Source organism: Acutalibacter muris, from assembly GCF_002201475.1.
GTDB classification, from domain to species: domain Bacteria; phylum Bacillota; class Clostridia; order Oscillospirales; family Acutalibacteraceae; genus Acutalibacter; species Acutalibacter muris.
This window is the reverse complement of sequence record NZ_CP021422.1, coordinates 3,330,119-3,343,609: the sequence shown is the minus strand read 5'-3', so window position 1 is coordinate 3,343,609 and position 13,491 is coordinate 3,330,119. Positions and strand designations below refer to the sequence as shown.

Here is a 13,491-nt window from a genome sequence, read left to right as displayed (position 1 = left end):
GCACCTCCATCCCAACACTTAAAGCATACACGAAAAACCCAAAATTTGCAATAAACCTTTCCAAAACGCTTTCAATCTGGTATAATCATGTCAAGAGCAGGAAAGCGAGGCAGATTACTATGTCAAAGATCACCATAGATCAGAAAAGCGTTAAAACACTGTTCAGTGAGAAAAAAGCCGACTTCTTGATTCCAGACTATCAGCGCCCCTATGCCTGGGGTGAAAAGGAGTGCCAGACCTTGTGGGACGATCTGTTCCTCTTTGCGTTCCCCGAGAACAACTGCGACCTATTCAATGGCGATGACGAATACTTTTTGGGCCCAATCGTCACATTCAAAAACGATGAGGGTAAGCTTGAAATTATCGATGGCCAGCAGAGACTGACTACCCTGATGCTGCTTCTCCGTGCTTTCTATGCGAAGTACGGCAGCATGAAGGACGATAAGGCCATAAAGACGAGTAAAATGATTGAGCAGTGCATCTGGAAAACAGATGAGTTTGGTGACCCGGATAAAACCGCTCTCAAAATCAACTCTGAGGTTGCAACGGACAAGCAAAAGGATGAGTTCCTAAACATTCTGAAAACCGGAGTTATACCGGACAATGCCTCCAGCAGCTACGCCAACAATTATCGGTTTTTCCAGCAGAAGATCGTCAGCTTTCAGTCTGAATATTCAGATTGGTTTTCCAAGCTGCCTGTCCGTATCATGAATAACTGTATCCTGCTGCCCATTGAGGCCGAATCCCAGGATACTGCTCTGCGCATATTCTCTACACTGAACGACAGGGGCAAGCCTCTTTCCGATGCTGATATATTCAAGGCACAGTTTTATAAATTTTACTCGTCAAAGGGGCAAAAGGAGGAGTTCATTCAGAGATGGAAAGACCTGGAGGTTTTGTGCGATTCCATTTTCCACCCCATCACTGGCACACCTATGGACGAGATATTCACGCGGTATATGTATTATGAACGCGCAAAGCAGGGAATCAAGTCGTCTACTACGGAGGCCTTGCGCAAATTCTATGAAAAGAATACGTACAGCCTGCTGAAAAAAGATGAGACCTTTGACAATATCATTGACCTTGCAAACTTCTGGAACGATGTCCAGAATCAAAGCGTTGAGCGCTTTTCGGACCGTGTCCTGCGCAGACTATTTGTGTTGAATTATGCCCCAAACGGTATGTGGACATACTTCGTATCTGTCTATTACATGGCTAACCGGAATGCCGCCGGCAGTCTTGACGATGAGAAATTCTTCGATTTCCTGAATAAAATTACTGCTTTCATTTGGGCCTATGCCGTGACCAATCCCGGCGTAAATGCCCTGCGCACACCTGTCTTTGCGGAGATGATAAATATTGTCAACGGTCAGCCGGTAACATTTGAGGGCTATCTTTTCCACACCCAGCAGGTACAGAACGCATTGAACAATTATGTGTTCAGCAATAACCGGGCGATCACCAAGTCTATGCTGACCTGGTGGGAATTTCAGAACCCGGGCCAGGAACTGCTCTCTCTGGAAAACGCCCTGGAAATCGAGCATATCTTCGCCAGAAAGCGTCAGGAGCTGGAACAATCTCTGTCCAACCCAAGAAATATCGAGAGCCTCGGCAATAAGGCTCTGTTAGAAAAGCGTATCAATATCCGCGCGGCTGATTATCATTTTGCAGATAAAGCAAAATATTATTTGGGCGGAGAGAATAGCCGTAAGCAGAAAAGAGAAGGTACTAAAATCAAAGAACTGCTCGATTTAGCAGCCCAAATTTCTGATTTTACTGAGGCCGATATAGTGCAGCGAAATGCCAAAATAATCTTCGGGTTTATTGATTTTATGCACGGGAACGGATTGCTGAGCGAGGAATAGAGCTAAAAAATCATCTGTAAGCTGCCCAAGCCCTGTGTTTCTTTACGAAATCTGATATAATGATGTTGTAGATGCCCTCGGGAGGAAAAGTAATGGACACACAGATGGAAATTCAGAATATAGATCAGCTTGAGTTTGCGATATTTTGCATTGAGAATATCGCTGCCCGGCTCGGGATAGATGCAAAGCAGGTATATCAGGCTTTGGAGGATTCTGACATTCTGATAAGCTATATTGTGCCGGGATATGATGTGCTGCACACACAGGGAAAAGATTATATTGTGGACGATATTCTTTCGGTAATGGAAACGCGGGGTGTGAAACCATGATTCTTTATCACGGCTCATATTTGGAGGTGCGCATACCTGACTTGAGCCACTCACGGAAAAACGTGGACTTTGGCTGTGGGTTCTATACAACTCCGCTTTTTGAGCAGGCTGTAAATTGGTGCAGGAAATTCAAGCGTCAGGGAAAAGATAGCGTTGTATCGAAGTATGACTTTACTGAAACCGCATACCATAAATTGAAAGTCCTGCGATTTGAATCTTATTCTGAGGAATGGATTGACTATATTCTTGCGTGCCGAACCGGAAATGACACAACCGACTACGATATAGTAATTGGCGGCGTTGCAAATGACAAGGTGTTTAACACTGTGGAGCTTTACTTTGACCAGCTTATTGACAAAAAAGAGGCTATCAAACGCCTGACCTATGAGAAACCGAATCTGCAATACTGTTTCCGGACATTAACGGCGCTGGAATGCCTGAAGTTTGAAGGGAGCGAAATGATATGAACGCTAATCCTATCCTGCTCCAAAAAAAGTATGCCAGAGTGATTAGCTGTTTTGCTGAGAAAGCCGGTATTTCCCTGAGCAGCGCCTTGAGTTTTTTCTATCACTCCAATGTTTACACCTTGGTGAGTGAAGGCGTTTCCGATATGCACTGCATGAGCGATGAATATTTGGCAGAAGATTTGGAAATTGAATACCGGGAGAAAACCCCATGAAAATCATCATCTCCCCCGCAAAGAAAATGAATGTAGACGCGAACAGCCTCCCCATAGGCAACCTGCCCCAATTCCTTCCCCAAACGGAACGGCTGCTGGCAAAACTCCAATCCATGTCCCCAAAAGAACTGCAATCCCTCTGGAAGTGCAACGACAACATCGCTCAACTAAACATAGACCGCCTGAAATCCATGAACTTGCGCCAAAACTTAACCCCGGCTATCCTCTCCTACGAGGGCATCCAGTACCGCTACATGGCTCCGGGCGTGATGACTGCCGGGCAGTTAAAATACCTGCGGGAGCATCTGTGTATCTTGTCCGGCTTTTACGGTCTGCTCCGCCCCTTTGACGGCGTAACACCTTACCGCCTGGAAATGCAGGCAAAGCTATCAGTAAGCGGTGCAAAGGACCTCTATGCCTTTTGGGGTGACAGCATCGCAAAGGAGCTGGCGGGGGATTCGGTACTGAACCTGGCCTCAAAGGAGTATAGCAGAGCAGTCATGCCATACCTCCCCGAGAACTCCATGCTGACCTGCATATTCGGCGAGTGGCTGAACGGAAAGGTCATTGAAAAGGGCACCATGTGCAAAATGGCCCGAGGTCAGATGGTGCGCTGGCTTGCCGAAAACAATATTGAAGCCCCGGAAGAAATCCATAAATTTGCAGATTTAGAGTACCGTTTTGATACAGAATTATCTACAGAAAACACATTTGTATTCATCAAAGGAGGACGCTAATATGTTGGAAGTTGGAACAAAAGCCCCGGAGTTTACCTTGCCGGACAAGGACGGAAACATGGTATCGCTGGCCGATTTTGCGGGCCAAAAGGTTGTGCTCTATTTCTATCCTCGGGACAACACCCCCGGTTGCACCCGGCAGGCTTGCGCTTTTGCGGGGGCTTATGAGGAGTTCAAAAACATCAACGCCGTGGTGATTGGAATTAGCAAGGATTCGGTGGCTTCCCACCAGAAATTTGCTGAAAAGCACGGCCTACCTTTTAACTTGCTCTCCGACCCGGAGCGCGCCGCCATCGAGGCCTACGGCGTGTGGCAGGAGAAGAAAAACTACGGCAAGGTGAGCATGGGCGTGGTTCGCTCCACGTTCGTTATTGACGAAAACGGCGTAATCGAGAAGGTCATGCCAAAGGTGAAACCGGACACCAACGCGGCGGAAATTCTAGCATATTTGCGCGGGGAGAAGTGAGTTATGCCGTTTCACATTGTCCGTCAGGACATCACGAAAATGCGGGTGGACGCCATTGTCAACGGTAGGTATAATTTTTTCGAGATAAACAAGGACAAATTGAAATTTGAGGAGATGATGGATTGAGTGAATTAGAACTTTATAAGGAACTTGGAGCATTGACAAATGCCAGGAGCGGATGGGAAGAGAGTATTCCATATGTTTCATCTCTTCTTACTCATGAATCCGTGAAAATACGGGCAAAGGCGCTCTGGCTGCTTGGGGAGATGGGACTTGAATTTCCTTTGTCGGTGCATGACTCGGTGGTTCCGGTAATAGCTTCTTTCTTTGATAGTCCGACGCCGCTTTTGCGAGAGCGTGCGGTCAATGCCATCGGCAGGATTGGACGAGGAAATTATCATATCATTGAACCGTATTGGGCAGACCTGTTCCGCTTTGCGTCTGATGAGGCGGCGAAGGTCAGGCTGAGTTTCATATGGGCGTCAGAAAACATCGCCACAAACACTCCCGGCATATATGAAAATCATATGCCGGTATTTGAGAAACTTTTGCATGATGCGGATGACAAGGTAAGGATGGAAGCACCAGAAATCTTCCGTGTTCTCGGTAAACGCAGGCCGGAGTTCGTCATACCATTTCTGGAGCAGCTGCAACAAATATCAGAAACAGACAAGAACCGTGTCGTAAGGATACACAGCTTGGGGGCGATCAAAGCAACGGTATCGAAGTAGATAAATTCCATTTTCTTATCTCCCGCAAAGAACTTGCCGCTTTGAAAGCGACCGAAAGGCCTCCCGTTTTTGGCCCTCGCTGTCGCGATGGAGTTGAGCCTCCCAGGGGACTGGCGGCCTTCTGGAGCGGGCTGGATACGCCCTGTCCCACGCCAGCAAATTTGACGTGATAGTGGAGTATTTCATCGTCAACGGCAGGTATGATATTTTTGAAATCAACGAGGTGCTTTTTCAGTATGATCAGCCGCTTTTGGGGTCCTGAGAAGGAGGATGTGCATGGATTATATCAACCAGGACAGCCTGATGTTTTTCGATAAATACCCGGCCGCTCTGCCGCTGTATGAGGCGTTCGCCGCTAAATTATTTGAATTATTTCCAGACATCACCCTGCGGGTGCAGAAGACCCAGATGTAAGCGAAAAATAGATACGAACCCTCGTAAAAAAGGAAAAAAGCAAGAGCGGTTCCCATAAGGAGCCGCTCTTTGAAAGAATTAATGCATTAAATTGGCCAACTGGTTATCGGCACAAGTCTTGTGCCGCATCATTCCAAGGCGCGCAATCGTCAGCAGAGGTTCCTACCGGCAGCCGTTCCAATAAGAATTGGAAGTACCGGAAAGGCCGCAGGCCGTTGGCTTTAGCAGTCTCCACAATAGAATAAGCGACTGCACTGGCGCTGGCTCCTCTGGGCGTGTTGGAAAACAGCCAATTCTTCCGGCCCACGGCAAAGGGCCGATAGTAACCGCAAGGTTACTATTCAGCCCGCTCCGCACGGTTGTTGGACAGTTCCAAGCGCCCATCCAGGAACACGTGCATCAACCACTCTTTTTGCTTTACGGTATAAGTCAGCGCCGCGCCATAGGCAGACTTTGGCACGGGGTTGCGGTCATATTCATTTTTAGCCCAGGCAAAAAACTCCTCTGCTATGGGTACAGAATACTCTTTCCTTGCCTGGAACCGCTTGTGGAAGGAGAGCCTTTTCTCCGTGTATCCAGCTTCCAGCTCAAACAATTTGTTGCAGTAACGCAATCCAGTCTGTGCCGGATGCTTTTCCCTCGCGTCTTTGGGCAGAGTTTTGAGAGTATCTGTGAATTTTCTCCTCATGTGGGCCCAACACCCAACCGCGGTTATGTCCGGCGGCAGCTTACAATGGTAGGCCTCATACCCATCGGTGTGGAGAAATCCTGAGAAACCCGTCAAGAAAGCCTTGGCGTGTTCCCCGGTCCGGCTGGGCTGGTAGTCATACAACACCACCGGCCTTTCACTGTCCCCAGAGGTCCGGTAGACCCACACATAGCTTTTTTGTGTAGCTTTCCTGCCATCCTCCCGCAGCACGGTCAGTGTGGTCTCGTCCGCGTGGAGTATCTCGTTAGAGAGCAGTTCACTGCGCAAACGCTGGAAGAAATCCTCAAACCATCTCTCGTGGGTGGCGATCACCCAGTTTGCCATTGTCTGCCGGCACACCGATCCGCTGAAATTCCTGTTCCTGCCGGTACAACGGCAATGCCAGCGCATATTTGTTGTTCAAAATGTGCGCAAGCAGGCTGGGCGAAACGATCCCGCTGCCAGGGAGGAGCCCCGCTGGGACTTCGCTCTTTTTCATGGGCGTGGCTAACGCGTTTTTCTCGCAATTCCGGCAGCTGTAGGCCGTCTGGACGTGCTCCACTACCTTATACTGCGCCGGGACATACCGCAGTTCCCTCCGAACAACCTCGTGGCCGCAGGCATGCATCTTCCCGCCGCATACCGGACAAACCTGTTCTCCCTCTGGCAGCTCGTGAACAATTTGCTCTGTTGGCAGCTTAGAAAAGTCCAGTTCCCGTTTCCCAGCCTGCTTTTTCCTCTTGTATACGATCTGCTCTAAATCAGGCTCTGCTGCCTTAGGGTCTGCCAGCGTTTCCGGCTCATTGAACAGCGAGGTCTGTTCCTCCAACTCTACGCTCTTTTCGCTGGACGGCCCAAATTGTTTGGATTGCAGCAGCTTGAACTGCCCCTTGAACCAATCCACCTGCTTGCGCAACTCCGCTATTTCTTTGTCCTTCTCGCTGACGATTTCCTGCCACTGCGCGGCGCTTTTCCCTGTGTTTTCCATAACTTAATTATACCAAAAACAAGAAAAACTGCAATAGAAAAAGCCCATTTTACCTGGGCTTTTTCTCCTTGCATGGCACAATTGACCGGCTTTTTAAATACTCAAATTCTTTCTCCGTTATTTCCAATACCTTTCCTGCTTCAGCTGGCGGCCAAGGGTAGCTCCCGCTCTGGGCACGGCGCTTGCTCAGGCAGAAACCCGCCCCGTCCCACTCTAAATATTTTATCATGGTGCCACTCAAATCACGAAAAACGTACAGATTTCCGTCATAGGGGCTGTGGTTCAGTTGATACCGGATGATCCCCAGCAGCCCGTCCAGCCCCGTATACATGCTGGTTTCCCCGCACACCAGCCATACCCTTTTCCCCCGTCTTGGGGGTGGGGATTTTTTGCTGGCCTCATGCAGCTGTTCCTTCCAATCCTCCGCGTTGGTGTACCGGATGCGCCTCATGCCCCGTTTGTGGCCAGGGTCATGCCGGGCCGCTGCCGCGCATTCCCGGCTGCAGTATTTCTGCTCTGACTTGACAAACGTGCTGAATCCCTCTCCGCACCAGCCGCAGACCCTATCCTCCCTCGTCTGTGCCATGGCCTGCAAATAACACTCCCGGCTGCAGTACTCCCCGCCATGCCACCTTTCGCTGGTGAACTCTTTTCCGCAAAACGCGCATCTGCGCATTCCCGGCTCCCTGGACGGGTTTGCCTTGCGATATTCCTTCCACCACTCTTTCCGGCACTCGTCGCTGCAAAAACGCCGGGTCTTGCAGTTCCAGTCCAGTTCAAATTCTACCCCGCAATTGGGGCAGACCTGTTTCCCTCGTCCCTGCTCATGCTGCTTTTCCTGCCTCTGCTTTCTATGGTACTCCTGGCGGCAGCGGTCGCTGCAAAAACGCCTCCAACGGCCGCGCTCTCCGCTCTGCTCCACGGGGGCTCCGCATTCCGGACAGACGTCCACTTTGCCCCCATAATACCTCTTGGCGTTATGGTATTTTATTCTGCACTCCGCGCTACAGAACTTCTGGCGGCTCTTGTGGCAGGTCGGCTCAAACTCTTTCCCACACCACTGGCATTTGTGCTCTGTTCCCATTCCTTATATCCTTCGTTTTTCTTCATCCCTCCTTCATTATACCGCCTTCTTCTTTTCTTGCGTAGGTTCGTATCTATTTTTCGCTTACACCCAGATCACCTTTTCCAACCGCCGGGTATTCGCCTGCGTCTCCCTCATGCGGGTGAAACGCAAAGCGGAGCTGCCCGATCCATACATCGTCGTCACGCTGGGCCTGCCATATCCTTTGGAATCCAGGCGGGTGGCGGCGAAAACCGAACCGTATCCGGGCCGGTGGACGACACACTTTGTGATAGGCAGCACCGGGGAACTTGACCAAGAGTTTTTTGCTTGGGTGCGCGAGGCGTATGATTTTTCAGCGGCCAAATGGAAATCGTAACTTGTCGCTTTGAAAGCGACCGAAAGACCTCCTGCTTTTGGTATGATGGAGTCACCAAAATACAGGAGGTCATTTTCATGAAAAACTTAACGGAATTAGTGTTCATCCTGGACAAAAGCGGCTCCATGGCGGGCCTGGAAAAGGACACCATCGGCGGGTTCAACTCCATGCTAAATAAGCAAAAGGCCCTGGACGGAGAGTGCCGCATTACCACGGTGCTCTTTGACAACCGATATGAGCTTTTGCACGACCGCATCGATATCCGCGCGGTGGGGCCCATGACGGAAAAGGAGTACCAGGTGGGCGGGCCAACTGCGCTGCTGGACGCTGTAGGGCTGACGATACAGAAACTCGTTTCGGTGCAGAAAAGCACGACGGAGGAGTACCGCGCTGAGAAGGTGATGTTCGTAATCATCACTGACGGCGAGGAGAATTCCAGCCGGGAGTTCAGTGCTGAGAGGGTCAAAAAGATGATCGAGCTTGAGAAGGAGAAGTACAACTGGGAGTTCGTGTTTTTGGGCGCGAATATTGATGCGGTGGAGACCGCCGGCCGGTTTGGTATCTCCGCAGACCGGGCGGTGGACTATGTGCCGGACGCGGCGGGAACAGAGCTCAATTTTCAGGCTATGAGCGACGCAGTGGCAAGTTTCCGGGCGGTGGGCGCGGTGCCCCAGGCACCGCTGGAGAGGATTAGAAAGGACCGCAAGAAACGGTGGGGCCGGGGCTAAACCCGATCATAACTTGCGTTCATCTCAAAGAGGTCTTTACTTGGGGGAAACGCCGCCCGGAAAGCCTCATAAACCTCTCTTTCCCTGCTTAACAGGAGCACAAATGCACTGTCAAACGCCACGATCTCCACGCTCGCCAGTGGGTGCTGAAGTGTTGGCGGGTTCGTCCAAAATCCCGGATTCCCGTCGGCGTATGGCATGGGGTACTGTAGGGCCTGTTCTCTGGTGACTTGCGGCTCGAAGCCAGAGAACACGCCCCAGACCCATTGTACGCCCGGAAGGTGGTTCAGCATCTCCATCAGCTCGGGGCCGGTTTTCCACTCAGAATCATTCTGCATTTCGGGCGGGTAGGCGTAGCAGGTCCAGTCGGTGATGAGCCAGTTATGGTGTGGGCCTATGGAACCGAGGCCGCGCATGATGACGTGCATATCGGTGAAATGAGGCTGGCCCTTGTCCAAGATAGCGCCGTATACCATGACGTGCATCTCATTTCTCATTTACTAAAGCAGGGTTCAGCCTGTACCGCGCCACACCAAGACGTTCCTTCTTCCGCAGGATAATGCTCTCGGGAATAGTTGGCAGCCACTTCTTGCTGAACATGGTACTGCCAAAAAATGCGTCAAAGTTTGTGACCGGCAACACGACCCACTCCGAATCCTCCTGCTTGTTCGCTAGGTAATACGCCACCAAAATACGGATAACCTCTAACGGCACCTTCACAGGCCGGAGCTCTTCAATTCGCTTGAGAACACCGTCCGGCAAATCAATGCTGTTGTTTCGCAACGACCCCAATTCCAATACATCTGCCAACACATCATCAAACCTCAGAATCCACGCGCCGCTCGTACCCTGTGAGAAAATCGGTACTTGAAACTGCACAACCTTCTTTCGCCAAGCCGCATCAAATTCTTTATCTATGATATCCGCTTTGTCATACGCTGTCTTGCTCACACTATCAGGATTATTCTTCATAAACCGCGCGATGTTGTGAACATGACGGCAGAACCAACCAACACCATTCTCGTCCACCAACTCAGGAAACTCCCCATGCAGCTCCTTAAAATCGCTTTTGAACTGCCAGTCCTCTTTAGGGCTGGCTTTCTTTTTGTCCGGGACGCTACACCACGCGCAGAGTGCCTGGCGGGCATAGTCAATCTTGTCTCGGGGATTTTCGTCTGGATCTGCAAACAGATATCCCCTGGCAAGAATCGTCAGGACGCGAGCCAGACCGTTGAAATTAAGAATCATATCCAAGGTGAAACGCCCCATATAAGTCGTGTCGCGTTTGCTGGTTGCCCTATAAATTGGCAGTTCAGTATAAGCACGAAACTCTTCAATCTCATTCAGCATGAGACTCCTCCTTGAGAACATTCTCCTCGATATGGTCGATGAGCAAATCCCATAACAAATCGCGCTTTCCCAGCGCAACCACGTACCGCACAGCCAATCGTGGTTTCTCGATTATGTCCAAAATCTCTCTGCACTTATCCGCAACTATCTCCCTGTAATCATGCCGCAAAGGCTGCTCGAGATAAGCGTTCATCATCTGATGAAAACTGTCCGAATCCGTATTACGCAGATATTTCTTCCTGTCTGTCGATCGGTTCTCATCGTCAATATCACAAATCAAATCACCCAGAATGCGGTAACCACCATACCTGAAATCCGCAAACAGTTCATGGTAATTCTCAAGCTCCGGCAGATAACTTTCCAGAAAATCAAATCGGGACTCACCGTCCATAAAATGCCATTTGCTATCTGCAATGACCGCGCGAATCTCAGCGATTCTCTCCGCGGAAATATCCTGGAAAGCCGCATATAGCTCGTCCGAATCGTAGGTATCCTCCTGCCCCCGACTGAACAAAATTCTCTCAATATCGTTCTTTCTCTGCTTGTTCTGAACGGGTACTCGGCAAGCGCGTATGCGGGATAGGCAGGCCTCGTAGTCACTCAAAAAGGCCGATACAGAAGAAAGAATATGTGGGTCGAGCTTTTCTGTCCAACCCGGCTCCCGTGCAAAATCAAAAAGCTCGCTGTCCTTTGCAGGCTTGGGTTTGAGTTTCGGTGTGTTTCTTCTCAACTGATACGCCAAATAAGGTAGCCGCTCCAAATTGGAATCCACCTTACTCCAATCTGTTTTTTCAAAAAACTCCTTGCGCTTTTCCCGGAAGGTAGGCTCATACCACTTCCCTCGAACCTCCGCCGACTCCAACAATTTTTTATACTGCAAAAACAAACTTCGATTCACAACTTTCTTGTTCAGATACTCCGACAAATCCGGCTTAACGCCGCTCTTAGCAGAGTCAATTTCAAGCCCAGTAAGGATAGCCAGAATCTCTGTTTCTTCCCTGCAGCGTTGCTGCAACTCCGAATCGGAGTTTTCATTATATGCAATGACACTTCTATCTAAAGCGGCGTTTGAAATCTGTCCGACCCGTGAGGAAAAGGTATTGCGTACCGTTTCAAACCGGGCATACCAGTCGTTGGCATCACGAATCTGCGGCTCAACGGTGGGTATTTTCAAAAGAGGTATATTGCCATTGGTCTGTCTGGTAATGTCAGAGCTGTAATCTTGGTAGTTGCGTTTTACGCAGGTGTTCAGAATTGGATCGGAGATGGTCTTTATCATGTCACCATCGAAGTCGGCGCCACCCAAACGCTCAGCTGTCAACGTGTGAGAATCCACCATCACCACATCAGTGAGATGACCCAAATAATGCTTGCGCATCTGCTCCACATCGGTGTAACAATTTAGCTGAATTTCCTCGTTGCGGGCAATATGTGGATTACGGAGCAGAGTACATTCACGGCCATGTTCATAAGCTGCCTTCGGTGCATAGAAAGAATTATTTGCAAATTGATTGCCGATTGCCACCGCTAAGAAAGTTCGTTTTGCTTTATCTTTTGGGGTTCGTTTTGGGAGCAATGAAGTAAGAAGCTCCAGTAAATCACCAGATAAAAACCGATTATCTCCAGCAACTATAAGCTGTCCAATCGCATATTGATTCAGAACCTTCTCCGCCTTTGAATCCAACTCCTTTGTATACACAGGCTCGTTTATGAACAGGGAGTTCTTCTTCAAAACCCTCGCCATGTAATACGCCTTGCTTTTCTTTGAAAACCACCTGCGCTCCAACGCCGACAGAAAATATTGTTTGCGGAAATCATCGTCCGAACAGTAACTATAGTAAGTTAATTCGGCTTCTTTTGTCAGCCAGTGACGCTTATCATTTGCAGGAGAATCATCCCACCACAGCGGCAAATCATTGGGACGAAACTCGTCAGCGGTCATGGAAACCGTGTTCAGAAACTGGTAGTTCAGGGTGGTGAACCTCTCTGGCTTTTCTTTGCTAGTCTGCGTGATGTAAAGCGCATGGCGGCGCTTCCGAAACGCTTTCCAGTAATCGTTCCAAGTCATATTATTTTCAGTCAGCCAACCGAACCCCTTAAACATCGACTTCGTCAGAATAATATTCACGTCACGCACATTATGCTCCACGCCCCATATGTCGGTAATCGTTTGACAGCCGCCGCTGGTGAGAAAATCTTTGAAGTCTACCTGATGGAGCATCCCCTTGACGTATGGCAGGCGGATCTGAAAAGACGTGTGGATATGCCTGCCACAGTACGCCTTGTCAACTTCCCTAGCGTACTCTTTTGAAATCAGCCCCTCGCCGTCAAAACAGGTGACCGTAATCTTTTCCTTGCGCTCGACCCGATGATATTTGCGGACGTTTCCTATACTCCCATCGTCCTCAACCGTGATGACAGGAACGCTCTGCACAACGGCTTCTTCGTTATCAATCACGATAACCCTGTGCGGCCTGTCAATTTCTATTCCGTCGATTCGAGTACCGCCGGACAGCATCAGCCCATTATAGGCATACAGCTTGCTCAACTGGCACGGCCCAATTTCCATATCCAGCATGATCCCCTGGCGCAGCGGCTCGTAAAAGTCTTCCCGGACGAAAGAAAGCTGTGACTTGCGGCTCATGCTGTTGGAGCGCTCGAATGCCACATATCTGTGTGGGCCAGCGCCAAAGTCTAGCGTGATACCCTCGGGGCGGAACATACTCTCCGCTTTCTTCTGGCGGATGGCGTGGCGGTTCTGCGCGGCATTGCGGTCGAAGATGTTGCTAAAATCCACGTAGCAGATCACGTCCGACAGGTCGCTGACCAATGTATCTTCCGTTGGCATCTGGTAGCTGTCCTCATGCAGTACGCACATAGCCTGGAAGAACAGCGCACAGTCCTGCTGCTCATGGAGCGAGGCTTGCACCTTGCATTTCTCCGTAGCCTTCACATTCAGCGCAAAGGTATAGTAACCCTCGGCACCTTCCTGCGCGTAGGCCATGAGCGCCGCTGCGGACATGGTAAAAATTCTGTACCTGACTTGTGCCACTGCCTTCACCTCTTCCACATTA

The 13,491-nt window shown here is 49.9% G+C and carries 16 protein-coding genes and 1 pseudogene; 11 read left to right on the top strand and 6 right to left on the bottom strand.

What is annotated here, in order from left to right:
* Window positions 1-119 precede the first annotated feature (119 nt).
* From ADH66_RS17110 to ADH66_RS20230, 9 genes are all read left to right on the top strand, one after another.
* On the top strand, window positions 120-1,865 hold the full coding sequence (locus tag ADH66_RS17110; RefSeq protein WP_066538332.1) for a DUF262 domain-containing protein: 1,746 nt from the start codon (window positions 120-122) through the stop codon (window positions 1,863-1,865).
* Window positions 1,866-1,957: 92 nt separating this feature from the next.
* Window positions 1,958-2,194 (top strand): DUF3791 domain-containing protein, encoded by a 237-nt coding sequence (locus ADH66_RS17105; protein WP_066538334.1) that lies wholly within the window; start codon window positions 1,958-1,960, stop codon window positions 2,192-2,194.
* Complete coding sequence (locus ADH66_RS17100) at window positions 2,191-2,661, top strand: DUF3990 domain-containing protein (RefSeq protein WP_066538341.1); 471 nt, start codon at window positions 2,191-2,193, stop codon at window positions 2,659-2,661. Before ADH66_RS17105 ends, ADH66_RS17100 begins: the two co-directional genes overlap by 4 nt.
* Window positions 2,658-2,873 (top strand): DUF3791 domain-containing protein, encoded by a 216-nt coding sequence (locus ADH66_RS17095; RefSeq protein WP_066538343.1) that lies wholly within the window; start codon window positions 2,658-2,660, stop codon window positions 2,871-2,873. Before ADH66_RS17100 ends, ADH66_RS17095 begins: the two co-directional genes overlap by 4 nt.
* Window positions 2,870-3,610, top strand: a complete 741-nt coding sequence (gene yaaA, locus ADH66_RS17090) for a peroxide stress protein YaaA (RefSeq protein ID WP_066538349.1) — start codon at window positions 2,870-2,872, stop codon at window positions 3,608-3,610. Before ADH66_RS17095 ends, yaaA begins: the two co-directional genes overlap by 4 nt.
* Window position 3,611: 1 nt before the next feature.
* Window positions 3,612-4,076, top strand: a complete 465-nt coding sequence (gene bcp, locus ADH66_RS17085) for a thioredoxin-dependent thiol peroxidase (RefSeq protein WP_066538351.1) — start codon at window positions 3,612-3,614, stop codon at window positions 4,074-4,076.
* Between the two features lie 3 nt (window positions 4,077-4,079).
* Window positions 4,080-4,202 carry a hypothetical protein gene (locus ADH66_RS21390; RefSeq protein ID WP_257789553.1) on the top strand — a complete coding sequence of 41 codons (123 nt, stop codon included), beginning with the start codon at window positions 4,080-4,082 and terminating at the stop codon, window positions 4,200-4,202.
* Entirely contained in the window at window positions 4,199-4,807 is a 609-nt protein-coding gene (locus ADH66_RS17080) for a sister chromatid cohesion protein PDS5 (protein WP_066538352.1), read from the top strand. The genes ADH66_RS21390 and ADH66_RS17080 overlap by 4 nt, the downstream gene beginning before the upstream one ends.
* Before the next feature lie 276 nt (window positions 4,808-5,083).
* Window positions 5,084-5,221 carry a hypothetical protein gene (locus ADH66_RS20230; RefSeq protein ID WP_157130646.1) on the top strand — a complete coding sequence of 46 codons (138 nt, stop codon included), beginning with the start codon at window positions 5,084-5,086 and terminating at the stop codon, window positions 5,219-5,221.
* Between the two features lie 103 nt (window positions 5,222-5,324).
* Here ADH66_RS20230 and ADH66_RS21900 read toward each other — a convergent pair whose 3' ends face one another.
* From ADH66_RS21900 to tnpB, 3 genes and pseudogenes are all read right to left on the bottom strand, one after another.
* The gene (locus ADH66_RS21900; protein ID WP_456236496.1) at window positions 5,325-5,432 is read right to left on the bottom strand and encodes a hypothetical protein; all 108 of its coding nucleotides are present in this window, start codon (window positions 5,430-5,432) and stop codon (window positions 5,325-5,327) included.
* Between the two features lie 126 nt (window positions 5,433-5,558).
* A pseudogene (gene tnpC / locus ADH66_RS21210) lies at window positions 5,559-6,897 on the bottom strand (IS66 family transposase).
* Between the two features lie 49 nt (window positions 6,898-6,946).
* Window positions 6,947-7,981 carry an IS66 family insertion sequence element accessory protein TnpB gene (tnpB, locus tag ADH66_RS17055; RefSeq protein ID WP_084384397.1) on the bottom strand — a complete coding sequence of 345 codons (1,035 nt, stop codon included), beginning with the start codon at window positions 7,979-7,981 and terminating at the stop codon, window positions 6,947-6,949.
* Between tnpB and ADH66_RS21385 the strand changes: the two genes are divergently transcribed.
* The gene (locus ADH66_RS21385; protein WP_330397617.1) at window positions 7,869-8,339 is read left to right on the top strand and encodes a DUF5655 domain-containing protein; all 471 of its coding nucleotides are present in this window, start codon (window positions 7,869-7,871) and stop codon (window positions 8,337-8,339) included. The genes tnpB and ADH66_RS21385 overlap by 113 nt on opposite strands.
* 77 nt (window positions 8,340-8,416) lie before the next feature.
* Window positions 8,417-9,067, top strand: coding sequence for a vWA domain-containing protein (locus ADH66_RS17050; protein ID WP_066538357.1), 651 nt, complete (start codon window positions 8,417-8,419; stop codon window positions 9,065-9,067).
* Here the strand turns inward: ADH66_RS17050 and ADH66_RS17045 are convergent.
* From ADH66_RS17045 to ADH66_RS17035, 3 genes are read right to left on the bottom strand one after another with little or no spacing between them, the layout of a single operon-like run.
* The gene (locus ADH66_RS17045) at window positions 9,064-9,564 is read right to left on the bottom strand and encodes a hypothetical protein (RefSeq protein WP_207653010.1); all 501 of its coding nucleotides are present in this window, start codon (window positions 9,562-9,564) and stop codon (window positions 9,064-9,066) included. The genes ADH66_RS17050 and ADH66_RS17045 overlap by 4 nt on opposite strands.
* Window positions 9,554-10,417 (bottom strand): hypothetical protein, encoded by an 864-nt coding sequence (locus tag ADH66_RS17040; RefSeq protein ID WP_066538361.1) that lies wholly within the window; start codon window positions 10,415-10,417, stop codon window positions 9,554-9,556. Before ADH66_RS17040 ends, ADH66_RS17045 begins: the two co-directional genes overlap by 11 nt.
* Window positions 10,407-13,487, bottom strand: coding sequence for an RNA dependent RNA polymerase (locus tag ADH66_RS17035; RefSeq protein ID WP_236757103.1), 3,081 nt, complete (start codon window positions 13,485-13,487; stop codon window positions 10,407-10,409). The genes ADH66_RS17040 and ADH66_RS17035 overlap by 11 nt, the downstream gene beginning before the upstream one ends.
* Window positions 13,488-13,491 lie beyond the last annotated feature (4 nt).

Bases quoted from the DNA above. Each gene is read 5' to 3' on its own strand.
- ADH66_RS17095 (WP_066538343.1), top strand. From the start codon at position 2,658: ATGAACGCTAATCCTATCCTGCTCCAAAAAAAGTATGCCAGAGTGATT.
- ADH66_RS20230 (WP_157130646.1), top strand. From the start codon at position 5,084: ATGGATTATATCAACCAGGACAGCCTGATGTTTTTCGATAAATACCCG.
- ADH66_RS17040 (WP_066538361.1), bottom strand. From the start codon at position 10,417: ATGCTGAATGAGATTGAAGAGTTTCGTGCTTATACTGAACTGCCAATT.
- tnpB (WP_084384397.1), bottom strand. From the start codon at position 7,981: ATGGGAACAGAGCACAAATGCCAGTGGTGTGGGAAAGAGTTTGAGCCG.
- yaaA (WP_066538349.1), top strand. From the start codon at position 2,870: ATGAAAATCATCATCTCCCCCGCAAAGAAAATGAATGTAGACGCGAAC.
- ADH66_RS17050 (WP_066538357.1), top strand. From the start codon at position 8,417: ATGAAAAACTTAACGGAATTAGTGTTCATCCTGGACAAAAGCGGCTCC.
- ADH66_RS17100 (WP_066538341.1), top strand. From the start codon at position 2,191: ATGATTCTTTATCACGGCTCATATTTGGAGGTGCGCATACCTGACTTG.
- ADH66_RS17110 (WP_066538332.1), top strand. From the start codon at position 120: ATGTCAAAGATCACCATAGATCAGAAAAGCGTTAAAACACTGTTCAGT.
- ADH66_RS17045 (WP_207653010.1), bottom strand. From the start codon at position 9,564: ATGAGAAATGAGATGCACGTCATGGTATACGGCGCTATCTTGGACAAG.
- bcp (WP_066538351.1), top strand. From the start codon at position 3,612: ATGTTGGAAGTTGGAACAAAAGCCCCGGAGTTTACCTTGCCGGACAAG.
- ADH66_RS17105 (WP_066538334.1), top strand. From the start codon at position 1,958: ATGGACACACAGATGGAAATTCAGAATATAGATCAGCTTGAGTTTGCG.
- ADH66_RS21390 (WP_257789553.1), top strand. From the start codon at position 4,080: ATGCCGTTTCACATTGTCCGTCAGGACATCACGAAAATGCGGGTGGAC.